15 protein-coding genes and 5 tRNA genes are annotated in these 18,882 nt (G+C 52.1%); 13 read left to right on the top strand and 7 right to left on the bottom strand.

Annotated features, from left to right (window positions below; all coding sequences use genetic code 11):
- Window positions 1–194 precede the first annotated feature (194 nt).
- Both Afil_RS04105 and Afil_RS04100 read right to left on the bottom strand, forming a co-directional pair.
- Entirely contained in the window at window positions 195–1,463 is a 1,269-nt protein-coding gene (locus Afil_RS04105; protein ID WP_230267247.1) for a phosphatase PAP2 family protein, read from the bottom strand.
- Window positions 1,464–1,782: 319 nt separating this feature from the next.
- Window positions 1,783–3,099, bottom strand: coding sequence for a class II D-tagatose-bisphosphate aldolase, non-catalytic subunit (locus Afil_RS04100; RefSeq protein WP_230267246.1), 1,317 nt, complete (start codon window positions 3,097–3,099; stop codon window positions 1,783–1,785).
- Window positions 3,100–3,524: 425 nt separating this feature from the next.
- On the opposite strand from Afil_RS04100, the gene Afil_RS04095 reads away from it, so the two are divergent.
- The 4 genes from Afil_RS04095 to Afil_RS04080 all read left to right on the top strand — a co-directional run bounded on the left by Afil_RS04095 (window position 3,525) and on the right by Afil_RS04080 (window position 7,699).
- On the top strand, window positions 3,525–4,895 hold the full coding sequence (locus Afil_RS04095) for an ArsB/NhaD family transporter (protein ID WP_230267245.1): 1,371 nt from the start codon (window positions 3,525–3,527) through the stop codon (window positions 4,893–4,895).
- A gap of 2 nt (window positions 4,896–4,897) precedes the next feature.
- Entirely contained in the window at window positions 4,898–5,566 is a 669-nt protein-coding gene (locus Afil_RS04090) for a cytidylate kinase-like family protein (RefSeq protein ID WP_230267244.1), read from the top strand.
- Between the two features lie 253 nt (window positions 5,567–5,819).
- Window positions 5,820–7,046, top strand: coding sequence for a peptidoglycan bridge formation glycyltransferase FemA/FemB family protein (locus Afil_RS04085; RefSeq protein ID WP_230267243.1), 1,227 nt, complete (start codon window positions 5,820–5,822; stop codon window positions 7,044–7,046).
- Window positions 7,046–7,699 carry a thioredoxin domain-containing protein gene (locus Afil_RS04080; RefSeq protein ID WP_230267242.1) on the top strand — a complete coding sequence of 218 codons (654 nt, stop codon included), beginning with the start codon at window positions 7,046–7,048 and terminating at the stop codon, window positions 7,697–7,699. The genes Afil_RS04085 and Afil_RS04080 overlap by 1 nt, the downstream gene beginning before the upstream one ends.
- Window positions 7,700–7,942: 243 nt before the next feature.
- On the opposite strand, the gene Afil_RS04075 is transcribed toward Afil_RS04080, so the two are convergent.
- The 5 genes from Afil_RS04075 to Afil_RS04055 form a co-directional block, all read right to left on the bottom strand.
- Window positions 7,943–8,016: transfer RNA gene (locus tag Afil_RS04075), tRNA-Gly, on the bottom strand.
- Between the two features lie 5 nt (window positions 8,017–8,021).
- Window positions 8,022–8,098 (bottom strand) — tRNA-Asp (locus Afil_RS04070).
- An 18-nt stretch (window positions 8,099–8,116) separates the two neighbouring features.
- Window positions 8,117–8,190, bottom strand: a tRNA-Gly gene (locus Afil_RS04065).
- A gap of 5 nt (window positions 8,191–8,195) precedes the next feature.
- Window positions 8,196–8,272: transfer RNA gene (locus tag Afil_RS04060), tRNA-Asp, on the bottom strand.
- A gap of 6 nt (window positions 8,273–8,278) precedes the next feature.
- Window positions 8,279–8,369: transfer RNA gene (locus tag Afil_RS04055), tRNA-Ser, on the bottom strand.
- 403 nt (window positions 8,370–8,772) lie between these two features.
- Here Afil_RS04055 and radC point away from each other — a divergent pair.
- The 9 genes from radC to fba all read left to right on the top strand — a co-directional run bounded on the left by radC (window position 8,773) and on the right by fba (window position 18,547).
- A complete protein-coding gene (gene radC, locus Afil_RS04050; RefSeq protein ID WP_230267241.1) occupies window positions 8,773–9,471 on the top strand; it encodes a RadC family protein in 699 nt (232 codons plus the stop codon).
- Between the two features lie 54 nt (window positions 9,472–9,525).
- Entirely contained in the window at window positions 9,526–10,365 is an 840-nt protein-coding gene (mreC, locus tag Afil_RS04045; protein ID WP_230267240.1) for a rod shape-determining protein MreC, read from the top strand.
- Window positions 10,362–10,949, top strand: coding sequence for a hypothetical protein (locus Afil_RS04040; protein ID WP_230267239.1), 588 nt, complete (start codon window positions 10,362–10,364; stop codon window positions 10,947–10,949). Before mreC ends, Afil_RS04040 begins: the two co-directional genes overlap by 4 nt.
- Before the next feature lie 277 nt (window positions 10,950–11,226).
- Window positions 11,227–13,803 carry a DNA polymerase I gene (polA, locus tag Afil_RS04035; protein WP_230267238.1) on the top strand — a complete coding sequence of 859 codons (2,577 nt, stop codon included), beginning with the start codon at window positions 11,227–11,229 and terminating at the stop codon, window positions 13,801–13,803.
- Window positions 13,803–14,651 (top strand): DNA-formamidopyrimidine glycosylase, encoded by an 849-nt coding sequence (gene mutM / locus Afil_RS04030; RefSeq protein WP_230267237.1) that lies wholly within the window; start codon window positions 13,803–13,805, stop codon window positions 14,649–14,651. Before polA ends, mutM begins: the two co-directional genes overlap by 1 nt.
- Window positions 14,633–15,316 carry a dephospho-CoA kinase gene (gene coaE, locus Afil_RS04025; protein ID WP_230267236.1) on the top strand — a complete coding sequence of 228 codons (684 nt, stop codon included), beginning with the start codon at window positions 14,633–14,635 and terminating at the stop codon, window positions 15,314–15,316. Before mutM ends, coaE begins: the two co-directional genes overlap by 19 nt.
- The gene (locus tag Afil_RS04020; RefSeq protein ID WP_230267235.1) at window positions 15,313–16,506 is read left to right on the top strand and encodes a DnaD domain-containing protein; all 1,194 of its coding nucleotides are present in this window, start codon (window positions 15,313–15,315) and stop codon (window positions 16,504–16,506) included. Before coaE ends, Afil_RS04020 begins: the two co-directional genes overlap by 4 nt.
- On the top strand, window positions 16,487–17,419 hold the full coding sequence (locus Afil_RS04015) for an ATP-binding protein (RefSeq protein WP_230267234.1): 933 nt from the start codon (window positions 16,487–16,489) through the stop codon (window positions 17,417–17,419). The genes Afil_RS04020 and Afil_RS04015 overlap by 20 nt, the downstream gene beginning before the upstream one ends.
- Window positions 17,420–17,680: 261 nt before the next feature.
- A complete protein-coding gene (gene fba / locus Afil_RS04010; RefSeq protein ID WP_230267233.1) occupies window positions 17,681–18,547 on the top strand; it encodes a class II fructose-1,6-bisphosphate aldolase in 867 nt (288 codons plus the stop codon).
- Window positions 18,548–18,882 lie beyond the last annotated feature (335 nt).

Below are 18,882 nucleotides of genomic sequence, written 5' to 3'. Positions count from 1 at the left end.
GCACGAAGGGAAAACCGCTAGCGCCATGCCGGTGCATCGGAGAAATCCAGCCCAGACAAAGAGATGGACTTGGATTTTCCCAGCAGTCGCTGGAAAATGGCGTTCGCCATTGTCCGTATGTTAGCGGCTATGAAAACAAGGGTCATGAAAAAAGGAACGAAGCTTTGCGCTTCGTTCCCGAAAAATCCGTACAATTAATCTTCAAAAATGGAATCGTCAAAGAGTTCTTCGACCGTTTTGCGGCGGTGTGCAGAACGTTCACGGCGGGAAAGACGGCGATGCTCTCCTGGGGCATCCGGCTCTTCCGCTTTGGCTTTGCGATCGTCTTTCGAAGAAGCAGGTGCTTTAGCTGGATCCGAAGCAGAGGCTGCAGGTGTTTCTTCACTTGCTTCGCTTTCTTCATTTTCAGCGGGCACTTTTTCTGCGTTCGCTTTTTTGCGGGGACGCGGTTCAAAGTCTTCTTCGAAATCGACATCCTCGTCTTCTGCTTCCTCTTCATCGAAGTCGTCGTGACGTGCCGCTTTTCTGGAGCGGGACGATTTGGATGGACGGGACGTTCTTTCTTCAAAATCGTCTTCGTCTTCATATTCGTACTGACTGTCGTCATAGCGCGTGAGACCGAAGGCCCAGGCGCAGATGCAGAAGAGAACAAAGGTAATCAGGAAGCCGACGCTGATATCCGAAAGAAAATGCGCGCCCCGTACCATGCGGCTGCCCATGACAGCGAGCGAACCGAGGTAGGCGACGATCATCGCCAGAGAAACGCTGCCGCGTTTGGTGAAGCAGGGAATAATGGCCCAGACAAACAGGCAGGCAGCCGAAGCTGCGTGGGCGGAAGGAAAGGAGCGGAACAGATCGTGGTTCGTTTCATACAGAGCCATGAACTGGGAAACGCCGGATTTACCAAAGTCGTACCAAGTACGGAACGTCAGTTCCGGATTTTCCAGAAGCGCGAAATAGCGTGGACGGAACCAGATGCGTTTCACAACCTGAATCACGGCTGTCGAACCGCCGCAGACGATGAGCAGAATCCAGATCGCCCTGATTTTGTCCTTGCGATCGGCCTTGCGCATCAGATACCAGAAGAGAAGCGCGGGAAGAAGGGAAATGAGCAGGCCGCTAAGCCAGCACATCCACCAGGTCAGTCCGAGTTCTTCGTTAATGGACTGAGCCATGTAAACCGGGCCGATAACGTTGGTCGCAAACGCGAACAGCCAGCCCAGAGTCATGGTCTTCTTTCCTTTCCAGATGTCCAGAGTCAGCAGACCGGCGGCACCGATGCCCCAGAATGCAGGAGCGGGACCGCAGGCGGCCAGAATTCTGGCCCAGACGTTGAAAGGATCGTAAATCATCTGATCCAGAGGCAGATCGCCAAAAGTACCAATGGCGAGACCTGCCGCACCAAGCAGCAGGCCAAAAACCAGCCAGCCGTTGGATATTCGTTTGTGTTTATAGGTAGTCATGAATAAATGGTATCAAAAACGACCCGGAATGTTCGCATTTTTTCCAAACCTGCGACGACTGTCTGGATGTCGAAAGAGCGCTGTAAGCAATCCCGGCGCTTTTAACGAAGGAGGCGAGTCTACGATTGAAAATGACTCTGCGTACAGCTGCCTGAAAAGGACAAACCGAACTGAATCTTTGTCGGTAAAACGAAATAGAAAAGACACGCGCTCCAAAGCGCAAAAAAAGCCGGAGACATCGTGCGACATCTCCGGCAAGTGAGTGTGTTCAGACTGGCGATCTGGGATTTCAATGGGCCAGTCTTTGAATGGATAAAACTTAGAGTTCGTCCTGATGGGAGGCGTAGAGGTATTCGTCGATCGTGTTCTTTACGCGGTCCTTGATCAGTTCTTCTGGTTTCGCTTCGAGTTTGCCTTCGCGTACCTTGGTGTACTGGATCGGCATGAACTGGGAGAGAACGGCCAGGTTTACGCCTTCCTTTTCGAGGTTGGCGAACAGTTTCTTCATGGCTGCCTGAACGTCTGGATCCGGCATGTAGTAGCGGGAACGATCGGAGAAGGAGAATTTCCGTTTGAACCAGAGTTCGTCTTCGTTTCCGTGATAATGCTTCGCCCAGTTTTTCGGGTTTTTGAGCATGGCTTTTTCAAGGGTGTCAATGAAGTGGCTGGCTTCGTCTTCGCGCCCGTGGAACATCATTTCTTCCATATAGGCCAGTGCGAACAGCGCTTCGCGGGCGGCGTAAGTCAGAGCCGGTCCGACTTTCAGGATGCCGACGCCGTCTTCAACGAGTTCTCTCAGTTTGTACTTGGTCTGGTAGTCAGTGGAATGGCCTTCGAATACGAGGTTGTCGAAGTCCTTGATGCTGGCCATGAGCTCTTTGGCTTTCGCACGGTCGTATTCGGTGCAGCCGGCATCTTTTTCTTCTACGCCAGGCTGTACAACGACACCGATAACATCGGCCCAGGTGTTATCGAGACCTTTGTCCTTGAACGCTTTTTCAAAAGTAGCGACGGTGTTTTTGAAGTCTTCGACTTTCGTTACCTGCATGCCGGAGTTGTCGCCGGTAGCGCCGCCAGGAATCGGTACTTCACTGCCGACAATGTAAACCGGACGAACCGCATCCGGGTTTTCCTTTTTCAGTTCCTGGTAGGCTTCTTCGCAAACCTGCGCGAGTTCGGCGCCGCGGCGTGCGATCGTTTCGTCGCTCAGACGAACGTTTGGATCGTCGTCAGCGACTTTCATGCTGGTATCAATGTGGATTTTGGTGAAGCCGGCTTTTACGTAGTCGTGAACGAGCTGACGCGCGTAAGCCATTGCTTCTTTTTCCGGCAGGTTCTGCACGGTCAGCGGGCCGAGATGGTCGCCGCCAAGATAGATCAGTTTCGGATCGGTTCCAATTTCAGCAGCTTTGGCAAGAACGAATTCCTTGAAATCCTTCGGTGTCATGCCGGAGTAGCCGCCGTTCTGGTCCACCTGGTTGGCGGTGGATTCGATCAGGCAGACCGCGTTGTCATCGCGGGCTTTCTCGAGAACCGCTTCGATAACGAAGGGGTTGGACGAGCAGGCAGAATAGATGCCGACCGACTGGCCGCTCTTCTGCTTTTTCACAATATTTTTTAAAGTGTTTTCAGCCATAAAAGACCTCCTTGGCTCTATTGTAGACGATTCAAAAGCGGATGAAATCACCAAAAAATGGCGTTTGGATTTTTTGTTGACAAGAAGCCACAACTTGAATAAAAAGTGCAAATTGAAGGTTTTCTTCGCTCGGTTTGAAGAGGGGAAGAACGGTCTGTTTCGTGCCGAAAATAACCAGTTCTGTGTACATTTCAGCAAGTGATAAGAGCACGTTCAAAGTGAAAGGGCTTGCCGGAAATTCCCTCGGTCAACCGCCTGTCCTTAATTTGCGGAAAGATTACAATTCCTTTACCTAGATAGAAGATTTATAGGCGTTCTGTAGATTTTCCTGTCCGGATCCGCGGGAACGCGCGGCAAAACGTTCATGATGTTTGAACAGATTCGGTTCGAACGTTTTTCAAATTTTTGATACAGGGAGGTTTTTTATGGAGGTTCTAGCACCCTGGATTGCGGTTGGAATTTTTCTTGTCATGTTCCTTCTGGTAATCCTGGATAAGTGGCCTCACCATTACATCACCCTCGGATGCGGTCTCGCGACGCTCGTTCTTGTGTTCGCACTCTGCCTGCATTCCTGGGATGCCATCTGGCAGACGCTGAATCTCGGGGCGATTTTCACTCCGGGATTCTGGCATACCACAGGGGAAGGCGGCGGAACAGGCGGCATCAACTGGTCGACGATTATTTTTATCGCCGGCATGATGGTTATGGTCGAAGGCATGGCGGAAGCCGGTTTCTTTCAGTGGCTCTGCCTGCGGCTGGCAAAACTGGTTCACTACAAGGCCAGCAAGATCTTTGTGGTGTTCATGTTAATGTCGGCGTTCCTGTCGATGTTCATTGACTCGATTACGGTTATCCTCTTTCTGGCGGCCGTAACGGTTGAACTCGCCAAAGTACTGAAGTTCAATCCGGTACCGATGATTCTTGCCGAAGTGTTCTGCTCCAATCTGGGCGGATCGGCGACCATGTGCGGGGATCCCCCAAACATTATTATTGGTACGTCCTTAGGCCTGACGTTTGGCGACTTTCTGACGAATACCGGTCTGATCGCCGGGGTTTCGCTGATCGCGACGATTTTCTTCTTCTGGCTCTGCTTCCGTAAAGAATTCAAGGAAGCTGACAAGCAGACGATTGATCCGAAAACGCTGCCGCAGCCAAAGGAAGCCATCAAAAATCAGACGGCCTTTATTCTTTCGATCGGCATTTTCCTGATTGCCATCGTTCTGCTCGTTTCGCATTCCTCGACGGGTCTGACGGTCGCGTTTATCGGTACGTTCATCGCGCTGATTACGCTGATCGCCAACGCGAAATACGCCGGCAAGATTCTCAAAAAGGTCGACTACAAGACACTTCTGTTTTTCATCGGTCTGTTTGTGGTCGTCGGCGGTCTGGAACAGACGGGCGTACTCGAACGCATCGCGTACTTCATCAGCGATATCTCGGGTGGTAATATTATTTTAGTCATTGTCATTATTTTGTGGATTTCGGCATTTGCGAGTGCCTTCGTCGACAATATTCCGTTCTCGGCTACGATGATTCCAGTCATCACGACGCTGGCCAGCGCGCAGGGCATTCCAATCAACACCCTGGCCTGGGCACTGAGCATCGGTACGGATATCGGCGGCAGTGCCACGCCGATCGGCGCGAGCGCCAACGTTGTCGGAACCGCGGTGGCAATGAAAAACGGCTACCCGATCGGATGGAAGAAATACTGCAAGTATAATGTGCCGGCGACGATTATCGTCCTGACCATTTCTACAGTCGTCATTATCCTGCGGTACGTCGTTTTGGGAGGCTGATTATGACTACTGACCAGAAACAGACGGAGGGCCAGATTATCCTGGCCATTGACCGTGAGTTTGGAAGCGGCGGCCGTGAAATCGCCGATCTGCTTGGCCATTATTTTGGACTGCCGGTCTATGAAAAAAACATCCTGCAAAATCTTGGCATCCGGCATCAGAAAGACGTCGAAGACCTGTATTACCGGGATGAATCGCCGCGCTGGAAATTCGCAAGCCGCACGGTAAAAGGACTGACCAACTCCAATGAATACGCGCTGGCGGCCATGGAGTTTGACTTCCTGCGCAAAATCGCGTCGGAAGGAAAATCCTTCATTGTCCTCGGCCATTGCGCCGAAGAAGTTCTTGCGGAATATCCGTCGCTTGTCACGCTGTTCATTTCCGCGGATGAAGCGTTCAAGATTCCTCGCATCATGAAGGAACATCACGTGGACCGCGAAGAAGCGTACGCGAAAATGAAACGCCATAACCGCAAGCGCAAAACGTATCACAACAGCTATTGCGAACACAAATGGGGCGATGCCAGAAACTACGACATGACCATTCGCTCTGACAAGATGGGTCCGTTTGAAACCGCGAAATTTCTCGTGGATTATCTGGAAGCCCGTATTCCGGAAATCAAGAACCGCGAACGGGCCGAAGAACTGGTTCCGCTTCCCGAAAAGAAGTAGAACAGACACCCAGCTTTATGATCGAAAACCGCCATCCCGGATCGGGGTGGCGGTTTCTTTGGGCAGGCTCAATCTGGACGAATGGCCCAAATTGGGCCAGAAGAAACGTTCAGCCTGTATAATAGACAGGCATTTTAAACCCGAAACTGCCGGATCTGTATCCGGTAATTTTCCGTAGATGTTCAGACCCGTCTTAAAGATGCAGAAATCCGAATTCTAGCCGGAGGATGGGGAAGGAAAGGACACAGGCTTTATGACGACTTATCGTTTTGCAACGAATCTTGCAAAAAGCGAATACGATGCCTTCGTGCAGAGTTCGCCGCTATGCAATCTGCTTCAGAGCTATAACTGGGCCGCGGTGAAATCCAACTGGGATCATCTGCACTGCGGTCTGTATAAAAACGACACGCTTTGTGCTACCGCCCTGGTGCTGATCAAGGCGCTGCCGTTTGGCTTTACCATGATGTACATTCCGCGCGGACCGATTCTCGACTACGACGATCCCGAAGTGATTAAACAGTTTTTCGATGGTTTGAAAAAAATCGGACGCAGCCATAAAACGCTGTTTATCAAAATGGATCCGGGCATTGAAATCGGAAAGTATCCGTCTTCCGATACGTCCCGACCAAGAAACGGCAACGAAAAATACGTGCAGCCGCTCGAAAACGCCGGCGCGATTTTCCAGGGCTACTCCATGAAAATTGAAGAAGCCATTCAGGCGCGTTTTCACTCCATTCTCGACAAGCCCGAAGATGTGCTGGCGGCGATGCCGAAAAAGACCCGCAAGCTGATCAAGGAAGCCGAAAAGCGTCACCTGCAGATCGTCAGCGGTCGACATGAGCTTCTCGACGACTTTGCGGCGATGGTCGAAATGACGGAAGAGCGCAAGCACGTTTCGCTGCGCAATAAGGAGTACTTCAAAAAGCTTCTCGATAATTACGGCGATGACGCGATTATCATGTTAGCGGTTTGCGATCCGGCAAAAATCCGTCAGGAATGCCAGGCACGCTACGACGCGCTCGAAGAACAGATCGCGGCCCTTCCGGAAAACCAGAAGAAAAAGCGTTTTACCCTGGAAGAGCAGAAAGAATCCGCCGCGAAGGATATCCGGATCATTGAAGAACTGATCGAAACGGTCGGCGACGACAAGGCACGGCCGATCGCCGGCGTTCTGAGCGTGAAATACGGAAAGAGCGCGGAAATGTTATATGCGGGCATGGATGAGCGCTTCCGCCGCTTCATGCCGCAGTACAAAACGTACGTGGAAAACTTCCAGTGGGCGTTCGATAAAGGCTGTACCGAATTTTCGATGGGCGGCGTAGAAGGCTCCCTGGATGATGGACTGACCCATTTCAAGGACAACTTCGCTCCGGAAATTCACGAATACATCGGCGAGTTCGATCTGCCGGTCAACCGCCTGCTGTATAAGCCCAGCAAAATTGCCTACGAGAAAAAGCGGCACTCGCTCAAGGAGGCGTAATGAAACCCTTCAAGACATTTATCACCCTGCTGGCCGGAACCCTGCTTTTAGCCGGATGCACGTCTGCCCCTAATGCGAGCGCTTCATCGAGTTCTTCTTCGACGACATCGTCTTCGGCTCTATCCGCCTGTGAAGGGGAAGGCTTCGGCTGCCCAGTGGACACAAAAGAAGAGCAGAGCGATGCCAAAGCGGAAGCGTATAAGAAAGACGTGGCGGATTTTACGCCGATTTCCTTTGAAGATGCCATCGCGTTTTTTGAAGAGGGAAAATCCGGCGTTCTCTACTTCGGTTTTCCCGCCTGTCCCTGGTGCGATGAGCTCGTACCGATTCTGAAAGAAGAAGCCGAAAAGAACGATATCGAAGTGCTCTACGTACAGACGCGCGACGATCAGAAAGAGCGGCTGTACACCGATGAACAGCGCGATCGGATTGAACCGTATCTTCCCGACTACATTCGAAACAACCTCAAAGGCGAACCGACGCTTTACGTGCCGTTAGTCGTATCGGTCGTCAATGGCAAAGTCGCAGACGGCCATCAGGGAACGACGGAAGATCACGATGCCAAGGAGCGGGAAATGACCGACGAGGAAAAGGCGGAGCTGAAAGACGCCCTGCAAAAACTGATCGAAAGTCATAACGCGTCCCAATCGTAAAACCGAACGCAGCACCTGAACCCGCATAAAATCGCAGAAATGGAAACTTAGCTTGGCAGAAATCCGTTTTACAGAAATAGATCTGCCGCATTTCTTCGCCAGATCCCAATTGAAAATAAAGGCGGTCCTCTGGATCCGGATCATTCCGAAAGGAAATCATCCAGACGAGGACCGCTTTTTTTGTGTGAAGGGGAAAGAGAAGCTATAAAAAAACTCGCGATTTCTCGCGAGTGCGTATTCAAGTGGAGCAGATGAGGGGAATCGAACCCCCGTATCGACCATGGCAAGGTCGTGTTCTACCATTGAACTACATCTGCATAAGTGGCGGTCCAAACGGGACTCGAACCCGCAACCCCCTCCGTGACAGGGAGGTACGCTAACCAATTGCGCCATTGGACCTGAAATAAATAAAAGAAATGGAGCAGATGAGGGGAATCGAACCCCCGTATCGACCATGGCAAGGTCGTGTTCTACCATTGAACTACATCTGCATAAATGGCGGTCCAAACGGGACTCGAACCCGCAACCCCCTCCGTGACAGGGAGGTACGCTAACCAATTGCGCCATTGGACCAAAAGATGGCGGAGAAGGAGAGATTTGAACTCTCGCGCCAGTTTCCCGACCTACACCCTTAGCAGGGGCGCCTCTTCAACCACTTGAGTACTTCTCCAAGGATGTTTTATTTATTTGCTTCGTGCGATTGCTTGACTATATTAGCATGGTCCCCGGAAAGGAGCAACCCTGTAATCTCAAAAAAATGAATTTTTTTGATTCCGTCCAGCAACGCCGCGAGAAGCGCCTGAAGAAGAAGCGGTTTACGAGAACCGGCAAAACCTTCGTCGGACCGGAAAATCCGGCCGCATGAATGAGGATACACCATCTTTGGCCAAAAGGGAAAAAGAAACCCCAGACCCGATCCAGACCCGAGAGGAAGAGCAGAGCGGAAGACAAGAGCGGGATAAGCCGGACAAGGGATAAGCGGAACGAAGGGAAATAGACCCGCCTGCTGCTTTTCAACGGATCCGCTCCGGTTCGTACCGAAGCCGGTTCTGTCCGTATAAAAGGATATGAAAATGAAAGAACGAACACAGATGGACCGGCCCCGGGAAAAAGCGATGCTGCAGGGAATTGAGCGTCTGGAAAATCAGGATCTGCTTTGTCTGGTCCTCGGATCCGGGACGAAAACGCACGCGGTGGAATCTCTGGCGCAGTCCATTTTGCAGAAGACAGACAATCTGCGCCGTCTCTATTCCATTGCGCCCGAAGAACTGATGGAAATTGAAGGGATCGGTCAGGCCAAGGCGCTCCAGATCTGCGCGGCCAGAGAACTGTACGCCCGCTCCCTGCAGGCACGGACGATGAGCGTTTCCATTCGAAGCCTGGACGATATTGAAACGTGGCTGCAGGCGGAATACGGAACCAAAAGTCAGGAACACTTCGCGGTGCTCTATCTCGATGTCAAACGGCGGATCATCCGGCACAAGGATCTGTTTGTGGGCACGCTCGATCAGTCGCTGATCCACCCGCGGGAAATTTTTCGGGACGCGCTCATGACGTCCGCGAGTTCCATCGTCCTCGTCCACAATCATCCGTCCGGCGATCCGATTCCTTCGCTGGCGGATCTGGAAAGTACACAGATGCTTCTCGAAGCCGCAAGACTTCACAAAATCAGTCTGCTCGATCACGTCATCGCCACGCGAAACGGCTGTTTCAGCTTTCGATCGCACGGTCTGCTCGACGAGCCGGAAAGTGAGTACACAGATCTGGCTTAGCCGCCGTACGCTTTCAAAATCCGGTATAATGAGACAAATCCGGAGGGCGAACGTATGCGACGATTTACCAAACTGCAGAGAATTCTCATTCTTTTTATTTCTGTTTTCTTTCTGTTCGGATGCCTGATGCTTTCCGTACGTCAGAATTCCATTTCCAATATCGGCTACAGCGCGTGGACGTATTTGCGCTATGGCCTGTTTGATAAGCCGCTGACTTCCGCGGCGAACGCGGTCAGCGATTTTTCCAATCTCTGGCATGTGTACCAGGACAATACGTATCTTAATGACGAACTGGCCAACCAGCGCTCCTACCAGACGCTGTATGCCCAGGAACGCAACCGCAATCTGGAACTGCAGGGCCTGCTGGAGCTGAAAAACGCGATGCCAGACGCGAAGCAGATCAGCTGCGAAGTGATCAGCCGTCCCGTTCAGGCCTGGAATCAGAGCGTGACCGTTTCCGCCGGCAGCGCAAGCGGCGTCGAAAAGGGCATGCTCGTTGTATCGAGCCAGGGCGTCGTCGGCCTGGTCGAAAGCGTACAGGATACGACATCGGTTGTGGCCCTGCTGACCGGAAACGAACTGCCCAACGACATTACGGTGCAGATTTCGATGGACGACGGAACGACGGTCGAAGGCGTTCTGCGCGGCTATGACGCCAGCCAGAACCGCTACGAAGTGCTTCTCTTTGATCACGAAGCCATCGTTCTGCCCGGACAGAAAGTGGCTACCTCCCAGAAAGGCGGCCAATACGCGGCGGGTCTGATGATCGGGACCGTTACGTCTTCGGTCGTGAATGACGACGCGATCGTTTCCACGATTTATGTCGAACCGGTCGACAACATGAACGGCTTCACCTACGTCAGCATCTTTACGGAAGGAACGCCGGAACAATGAAGAAGCCCTACGCAATTGTCGGCGGCTTCTTTATTCTGGGGATGCTCGATTCCATGCTCGCCTATACGCTGCCCCTCGACTTTACCTTTCAGTCGCTCTCCGTCATCTGGCATTTCTATCTGATCGGCGTGATGGTGTACACCCATGACAAGCCGTGGCTGACCCGTATTCTGGTCGGGATGTTAGCAGGACTTTGTTACGACGGACTCGTTACCGGTACGTTTCCGGCCTGCACGTTTTCCTTTCCGATCATGGCCTGGCTTGGCGGTCTTTTTCCGGTCTGGCTCAAATCGAGCGAACGAAGAACAGTCTGGCTCATTTTCCTGCTGTTTATGGGGGATCTGTTTACGTATTTCCTGATGGAAAGCACCGGACGTCTTTCAGTGTCCCTGCTTTCCTGGTTTTACCATTTCGAACTGCTGACGCTGATTTTTTCGTCTCTGTCCGTCATTCTGGTGTTTTACATCGATCTGGTTATCGTACGCTGGGCCCTGTTTCAGTCCCGCTTTGTCCCCCGCAACAAAGTGCCTTCGCTGGCCTCGAAAGTCAGAACGCCAAACCGCAACCATCCCAGAAAGCTGTAATTAGGAAAAAGCTGTAATTAGAAAAATGCAAAAGCCATCGGGCTAAGGAAATTTCTCCTTTTGCCGGATGGCTTTTCTGTTTGTTTTTTCAGGGGGGCGGTTTGCTTTTTCAGGGGAGAGACTGGAAAAGAGATCGGAAAAGAGATCGGATAATGGTCCGATCTTTGGAAACGGAGAAAACCTGAGGAAAGGTATCCTGTTCGGATACGTTCTGTACGGACAGGATGAGAACAAGGTCATGGGCGGATCATGATAAAATCGAATATGAGGTGTTTCTATGAAAAAACTGCTTCTGGTGGACGGAAATTCCGTTCTCTTTCGTACCTACTATTCCACAATTAATTCGAATCCGATGAGCACGTCGGGCGGCGTGCCGACCAATGCGGTCTTCGGATTCATTTCGCTTTTTCACAAAGCCATTTCGCTCGTTCAGCCGGACGCCGTTCTGGTCGCCTGGGACGCGGGCAAGCCGACGTTCCGGCATGAAAAGATGCCGGACTACAAAGGCACCCGTAAAGAGCTTGATGAAGAACTGAAAGTGCAGATGCCGATCGTGCGCGAATATCTCGATGCCGCCGGCATTCCCCGCTATGAAGAAGAAGGCTATGAAGCCGACGACATCATCGGCAGTGCCGCCAAAGGCAACGCCGGCATGGATACCGTCATTCTGACAAGCGATAAGGACCTTCTGCAGCTCGTCGACGATTCCACGACGGTCTACATGATGAAAAAGGGACTCAATGACTTTGACGTTTACGACAAGGCCAAAGTCTGGGAGCGCTATGGACTCGCACCGAAACAGATCATCGATCTGAAAGGGCTGATGGGCGACCCGTCCGATAACATTCCCGGCGTGTTCCACATCGGCGAAAAGACCGCGCTGACCCTGCTCCATAAGTATGCCAGCGTAGAAGGCGTGTATGACCATCTCGATGAGATTAAAGGCAAGCGTCACGAATATCTGGAAGAAGGCCGCGATTCGGCGTTTCTTTCCAAGGAAATGGCAACCATCTTTACGGAGATGAAACTGCCGTTTGATCTGGCGTCGCTCGCCTGGAACGGCGATGCCGACAGCGCGGAAGATTTCTATCAGAAATACGAAATGCAGTCGCTGCTCTCGCGCATGAAAGCTGCTTCGGGCGTCCAGAAAAAACTCGAAATTATTACCGACGAACAGTTTGCCGGGCAGGAAAATGCATCGCTCTATTTGATGCCGGTCGCCGATTTTGCCCCGTTTAAGACACAGACGCTTTTTGGCTTCGTCTATCTCGTGGACAATACCATTCATTACCTTCCTTTGGAAAAGGCAAAAGAAGACGCCGCGTTCCGCTCGCTGCTCGAACACGATTCCACCCTCATTACGTGGGACGTCAAGGAATTCTGGCATCTGCTCGACCGGTATGGTTTCTCGCTTCCTGACTTTGCGCAGGATGTGCATCTGGCGTCGTTCCTGCTGCACTCGCAGGCGATCAATACCGAAAGCCTCATTCAGGCAAGCGGCATCATTCTGCCTATGCCTCTGAAAGATCTGGAAAAGAAAACCAAAGGCGGCTTTACCGCCGAACGGGCGGTGCCCGTCTTTGGCGCGTGGCTGCTTGGCATGAAGCAGCAGCACGACGGCATTTTCAGGGAACTTGAAGAAGAAAACCAGATGAAGCTGTATCAGGACATCGAGTTTCCGCTGGCACGCGTTCTGTTTGAAATGGAATGCCGCGGCATTGACTGCGACGCTTCGATTCTGGCGCAGATCGGCGAAGAATACGAAAAGCGCATGGACGAAATCGCTGCGCGCATTTATAAATACGCCGGCCATGAATTCAAGATCACATCGCCCAAGCAGCTCGGTACCGTTCTCTTTGATGAGCTGAAATTAAAAGGCGGCGGAACCAAGCGGTCCACCGCAGCTGAAGTTCTTGAAAAAATGCGTCCGCTCCATCCGATCGTGGATGAAGTGCTCGAATACCGCAAATACGCCAAAATCGTCAGCACGTACGTGGACGGTCTGACCAAAAACATTATCGACGGCAAGATCTTTACGACGTTCAACCAGACAATGACGCAGACCGGCCGTCTGTCTTCCTCCAGCCCGAACCTGCAGAACATTTCCATTCGCAATGAGGAAGGCAAGGAAATCCGCAAGGCGTTCGTCGCGCCATCTGGCCACTGGCTCATTTCCGCAGACTATTCGCAGGTTGAACTGCGGATGCTGGCGCATATGGCCAACGAAGAATACATGATTCAGGCGTTTGAAGAAGGCATCGATATTCATAAGCGGACCGCTTCCGTCATTTTCGATGAAAAGCCGGAAGACGTTACGGAAGACCAGCGCCGCATCGCCAAGACCGTCAACTTCGCCATCATTTACGGCCAGACGGAATTCGGCCTTTCGCAGGAGCTGAAAATTTCGCGTCTTCAGGCGAAAAACTTCATTAAGGCCTACTTTGCCAACTACCCGAATATCCACCGGTTCATGGACGGCCTGATTGCGTTTTGCGAAGAGCACGGCTATGTGGAAACGCTCCTGCATCGCCGCCGCGAAATTCCGGAAATTCTCGATAAGAACTTCATGACCCGTGAATTTGGAAAGCGCGCCGCCATGAACGCGCCGATTCAGGGATCGGCTGCCGATCTGATCAAGATCGCCATGCTGCACATGAATGAAGAAATCCAGAAACGAAATCTGAAGTCGCAGATGCTTCTTCAGATTCATGACGAACTCATTTTCCTCGTTCCTGATGAGGAAAAAGAGCTGATGGAACATCTGATTCCGGAAGTCATGGATCACGCGATGGAACTGCGCGTTCCGCTCGAAGCGAGCGTCAGCACCGGCCGCAGCTGGTACGAGGCCAAATAATGCCGGAAGCACCAGAAGTGCAGAACGTTCTGCAGTACCTCGAAGAAGAATTAAAAGGCAGCCAGATCGAGCGCGTCAAAGTCACGCATCCGAAACTGGCCGCCAATCTGCCGGTCGAACAGTTTGAAAGCCGGCTGGCCGGTCAGCGCTTTCGCGGCTTTCACAGGCTGGGCAAGTATCTCGTCTTTGAACTCGACAATCTGGATCTGGTCAGCCATCTGCGCATGGAAGGCAAGTTTCAGATTTATCCGTCGCCAAAAGACGTCGATGACCTCGACGAAAAGGAGGCTAAGCACATTCACGCGCAGTTCCTTTTGCAGGACGGGCGGGTGCTGTGCTATCGGGATACCCGCAAGTTTGGCCGTATGTACGTGTATGACCGGCCGGAAAACTGGAAGGATCTGCCGGTTTTAGTCGGGGTGGGCAAAGACGCGCTCGATCCCGATCTGAATGCCGAAGAGCTGCTGGAAATGACCCGCAAACGGAAAGCGCCCATCAAATCCGTTTTGCTGGATCAGTCCGTCATCGCGGGCATCGGCAACATTTACGCGGATGAAATCCTGTTTGAAAGCCGGATTTCGCCGTTCAGCGTCACAAGTCACCTGTCCAAAGAAGACTGGCAGGCGATTATCGATGCGACGCGCCGCATTTTAAGCTCGTCCATCGAAGCGGGCGGAACGACCATTCGAAGCTTTTCCTATGGGAAAAACCATGCAGGAAGCTATCAGGATAGTCTGATGGTTCACGGAAAGGAAGGTGACTGCGCCCTTTGCGATACGCCGATTGTGCATACGCGCGTCGGCCAGCGCAGCACCTGGTACTGTCCAACATGTCAGAAAGAAAAGTAATCGGAATTACCGGAACGATGGGATCCGGAAAAAGCATGGCCAAGGAAATTCTCTCTGCCTGGATTCCTGTAACTGACTGCGATCAGATCAACGCCAGACTGCTTGAGAAAGATCAGGCCGGCTATGCCGCCCTGAACGATGCAGGGCTTCTTTGCACGGATGAAGAGGGAAATGTCGATCGCAAGGCAATGGCCGATCAGATGTTTGACCATCCCGGGCAGCGAAAGAAAATGGAAGCCATTTTGCATCCGCTCATTATCGAAGAGCTGAAACAGTGGATTGATGCACAGACTTCGCTTTGCGCAGCGGAAGTGCCTCTGCTTTTCGAATGTTCCCTGCAAAATCTGTTCGACGAAGTCTGGACGATTACGTGCAGCGACCAGACGGCTCTCGATCGTGTGGAAAAATACCGTCATATTCCGGCTGAAGAAGCCCGGCGCCGTCTGGCTCTTCAGTTTCCAGCCGAAAAGAAAATGGCGCAGAGTACGCATGTGCTTCCAAACGACGGAACAAAGGAAGAACTTGCCGCGCAAATTGAGGCGCTGCTGCCGGACAGCGTTCGCCTGGCTTGCAGCTTTACGCAGGATCAGCCAGCTTCGGCGCCGAATTTGGCAAAGCCGGCGAATCCGGGGAAAACGAATGCGAAAGCGGGCGAGATAAAATGAGCCGCAGCATTGAAATTTCCATCCCCTATACGCTTTCGCAGCACTGGCTCGCGGATCTGCAGCTGCTCTATCGCCCGATTCTCGGCGCGCAGGCGTCGCTGGTCTATGAGTTTCTGATCATTGCCGGCCAGCTGTCTTCCACGCTCGATCTGGACGATCTGGAAGCGTTAAGCGGATGCAGTTCGTCGATGCTGGAAAGCAGTCTGAAAAAGCTGGAAGAAAGTGCGCTCGTTCGTCAGTATGTCGAAAACGATGCGCTTTGCGGTCTGCTCGTGGAAGCGCCGAAGGATCAGGCCGCGTTTCTGGAAGATCCGTATTTCAGCCGCGTGTTTTTTGAACAGGCGGGAAAGGAAGCCATTGAACGGCTCGAGCGCCTGCGTCCGCCAAGACAGGTCAAAGGCACGTTCAAGCCGCTCGAAGGCAACGTTTCCGTACAAAATCTGGAAACGAGCTGGAATCAGAAAAAGGAAGAAGAACTGAAATCGGCAGTCAGCGACTACCACGACATCAATGCTTATCCTTTTGACTGGGGCGTCTTTTTCCAGGGTATGCAAAACGTCTTTCCCCAGCGCCTGCGCAGCCGGGAAAATATGGCCCGGATCGCGCATCTGGCGACTTTGTACGGAATGGGCGAACTCGATATCCGCCCTTTTATCAGCCGGCATCTCAAGGATCGGAAAACGTGGATCGATTTTGATGCGGTGATCGAAGAACTCAATAAGAGCCGCAAGATTATGGAAACGGATCCGGATGACTTTATGCAGTCGCCGGTATCCTTCCTGAAAGCCAGACAGCCCGAAAACGTGGATATTCTGCCTTCGGAAAAGAAGCTGCTCACTTCGCTGGCCGAAGACAAGCACATGCCGTTTGAAGTGATCAACACGCTCACCGAATACTGCATGAACCAGAAATCCGGCGCGTTTTCGACTGGCTACGTGCGCACCATGGCCAATAACCTGCTGCGTGCGAAAATCAATACGCGAAAAGACGCTTTAGCGTATCTCGAAAACTTTGACAGCCGAACCAGTTTGGCCAAAGGCAAAGGCCGTCGGGGCGCCCCGAAGAAAGCTCTGCCGGACTGGTACGATACGATTCCAACCGAAAAGAGCACGGCGGAAAGCGTACAGGCCGCCAAGGATCTGCGCCGCCAGCTGCTCGAAGGAGGAAGCCATGAAGAAAATGAAACTTGAAGTGGAGCTGAACGAAAAGCAGAAGGCCGCCCGGGCTGAACGCATCCGTTTGCTTTTACAAAATGGCGATGTTCAGAATTTTCTGAGCCGCTATCATCTCGACCCCTCCATTCTCGAAACGCAGTCGAGCCGTCTGGACCGCTACGCGCGCAATACGCAGATTTGCCGCTCCTGCAAGGGCCTGCAGTTTTGCCGCATGAAAGTGCCTGGACAGTCGGCGCTGATGGAAGTGGATGATCAGGGGATGCTTGTGGAATACTACGGTCCCTGCCGCTATCAGAACCAGAAGACGGCAAAACTGGCGCATCGTTCGAACTTTACGGTTTCGCACCTGCAGGATGACGACTATCTGGTCACGCTGGAAAAACTGGAAGAGACGATGGACCGGGAGCCGCAGCACTATATCAACGCGTACACGTCGGCGCTGCGTTCCTTTAACGCCCCCATGGGCTGCCTGTTTTTCGGGCAGCCGGGAACGGGCAAGAGCACGATGATGATGGCGCTGGCCAATCAGTATGCGCAGAACGGAAAGAAAGTCGTGTTTGTGCGCGTGCCGCTGCTCATGAGCGAACTCAAGGACAACCTCAGCGACGAAGAGTGGCGGCGGACGATCCTTGGCCGCATGCGCTTTGCGGACGTTCTGTTTCTCGATGATTTTGGCAGTGAATCCGTGACCCAGTGGACCCGGGACGAAATTCTCTTCCCGGTGCTCGATGAGCGCATGAACGCGAAGCGAAAAACGTACTTCGCCAGCAACATTTCCCCGCAGGAACTCGAAGAGCGCTACGCCGTTTCCAACGCCGGCGAGTATACCCTCGTTGCGGCCAAACGCCTGATGGAACGCGTCAATACGCTGGCCAGACCCGTCCAGCTGATGGGCAGTTCGCGCCGTCCGACCGGCGGTACGCTATAAGCGTTCTGCAACGCTGCTGAACAGAAGAAAAGCCAGGTGTCGCAATACGGAATGTGCTTTCTCTGCCCATACTTTTAAGGACAAATCAAGCCAGGTGATCCGTACAGATCGCCTGGCTTCTGTACAGATGGAAAAGAATTGGACGATATGAGTTTTCGGCCATTTTCGTCCTTCTGCCCGATTCGCCAAAAGGGAATTGTCTTTAATTATATTTTGGAGTGCGGTAAACTAAAGACGTTAATCACAAGGAGGATTTGAGTTATGTTAGTTTCTGCTACTGAAATGATCAACAAAGCTCATGAAGGCCATTACGCTATTGGTGCCTTCAACATCAACAATATGGAATGGATCAAAGCCATTCTGCTTGGCTGTGAAGCAAAACAGTCTCCTGTCATCCTCGGCGTTTCCGAAGGTGCTGCTAAATACATGTGCGGATACAAAAATGCTGTAGACATGGTTAAAAACATCATGGAATTCTACAACATCACTGTACCTGTAGCTATTCATCTCGACCACGGATCCTACGAAGGCGCTAAAAAAGCCATCGAAGCTGGATTCACTTCTGTAATGTTCGACGGAAGCCACTATCCAATCGAAGAGAACATCGAAAAATCCAAGGAACTCATCGAACTGGCTCACTCCAAAGGAATCTCCATTGAGTGCGAAGTCGGCGGTATCGGCGGCGAAGAAGACGGCGTTATCTCTTCCGGCGAAGTAGCTGATCCTGCAGAATGCAAAGCGGTAGCTGATCTGGGTGTAGATTTCCTGGCTGCCGGCATCGGTAACATCCACGGTAAATATCCTGCAAACTGGGCTGGCCTGAACTTCGACGTTCTGGCTGAAATCCAGAAAGTAACTGAGGGCAAACCTCTCGTACTCCACGGCGGAAGCGGAATCCCACAGGAAATGGTTAAAGAAGCCATCGTCCTCGGCGTTTCCAAAGTAAACATCAACACTGAATGCCAGCTCGTATTTGCGGACGCTACACGTAAATACATCGAAGAAGGCAAAGACCTCACCAACAAAGGATGGGATCCGAGAAAACTGCTCAAACCAGGTGCTGAAGCAATCCAGAAACTGGTTGAAGACTACGTAACTGACTTCCTTGGTTCCGCATACAAAGCGTAAATCAACACTCTAAGGCCTTCGGGCCGCACAATCCCAGAACAAAACGGTGCTCTTCCTCACGGACGGGCACCGTTTTTCGCAGTCATCTTTTTCTGATGGTCCTGATCCGCTATGAATTCCTGGAGACCATCCTGCCATCAGGCGATGGAATCCAGACTGGTTCGATGGCCTGCGACGAATTTCGATACGATTTGCGAGCGGTTCGTTTCGTAAGTGTCAAACAATCGACGGGTATACGCGAGACTGAATATTAGATACGCTAAACGGGATCCCTTTCGAGATCCCGCTTGGCGTATTTTTTATTCTTCATCGTTTTCTTCATACTTCGGATCCGG

This window comes from Allobaculum fili (assembly GCF_020969955.1).
GTDB lineage: Bacteria > Bacillota_I > Bacilli_A > Erysipelotrichales > Erysipelotrichaceae > Allobaculum > Allobaculum fili.
This window is presented reverse-complemented; position numbering and strand designations above follow the sequence as displayed.

Bases quoted from the DNA above. Each gene is read 5' to 3' on its own strand.
- Afil_RS04105 (WP_230267247.1), bottom strand. From the start codon at position 1,463: ATGACTACCTATAAACACAAACGAATATCCAACGGCTGGCTGGTTTTT.
- Afil_RS04100 (WP_230267246.1), bottom strand. From the start codon at position 3,099: ATGGCTGAAAACACTTTAAAAAATATTGTGAAAAAGCAGAAGAGCGGC.
- Afil_RS04095 (WP_230267245.1), top strand. From the start codon at position 3,525: ATGGAGGTTCTAGCACCCTGGATTGCGGTTGGAATTTTTCTTGTCATG.
- Afil_RS04090 (WP_230267244.1), top strand. From the start codon at position 4,898: ATGACTACTGACCAGAAACAGACGGAGGGCCAGATTATCCTGGCCATT.
- Afil_RS04085 (WP_230267243.1), top strand. From the start codon at position 5,820: ATGACGACTTATCGTTTTGCAACGAATCTTGCAAAAAGCGAATACGAT.
- Afil_RS04080 (WP_230267242.1), top strand. From the start codon at position 7,046: ATGAAACCCTTCAAGACATTTATCACCCTGCTGGCCGGAACCCTGCTT.
- radC (WP_230267241.1), top strand. From the start codon at position 8,773: ATGAAAGAACGAACACAGATGGACCGGCCCCGGGAAAAAGCGATGCTG.
- mreC (WP_230267240.1), top strand. From the start codon at position 9,526: ATGCGACGATTTACCAAACTGCAGAGAATTCTCATTCTTTTTATTTCT.
- Afil_RS04040 (WP_230267239.1), top strand. From the start codon at position 10,362: ATGAAGAAGCCCTACGCAATTGTCGGCGGCTTCTTTATTCTGGGGATG.
- polA (WP_230267238.1), top strand. From the start codon at position 11,227: ATGAAAAAACTGCTTCTGGTGGACGGAAATTCCGTTCTCTTTCGTACC.
- mutM (WP_230267237.1), top strand. From the start codon at position 13,803: ATGCCGGAAGCACCAGAAGTGCAGAACGTTCTGCAGTACCTCGAAGAA.
- coaE (WP_230267236.1), top strand. From the start codon at position 14,633: ATGTCAGAAAGAAAAGTAATCGGAATTACCGGAACGATGGGATCCGGA.
- Afil_RS04020 (WP_230267235.1), top strand. From the start codon at position 15,313: ATGAGCCGCAGCATTGAAATTTCCATCCCCTATACGCTTTCGCAGCAC.
- Afil_RS04015 (WP_230267234.1), top strand. From the start codon at position 16,487: ATGAAGAAAATGAAACTTGAAGTGGAGCTGAACGAAAAGCAGAAGGCC.
- fba (WP_230267233.1), top strand. From the start codon at position 17,681: ATGTTAGTTTCTGCTACTGAAATGATCAACAAAGCTCATGAAGGCCAT.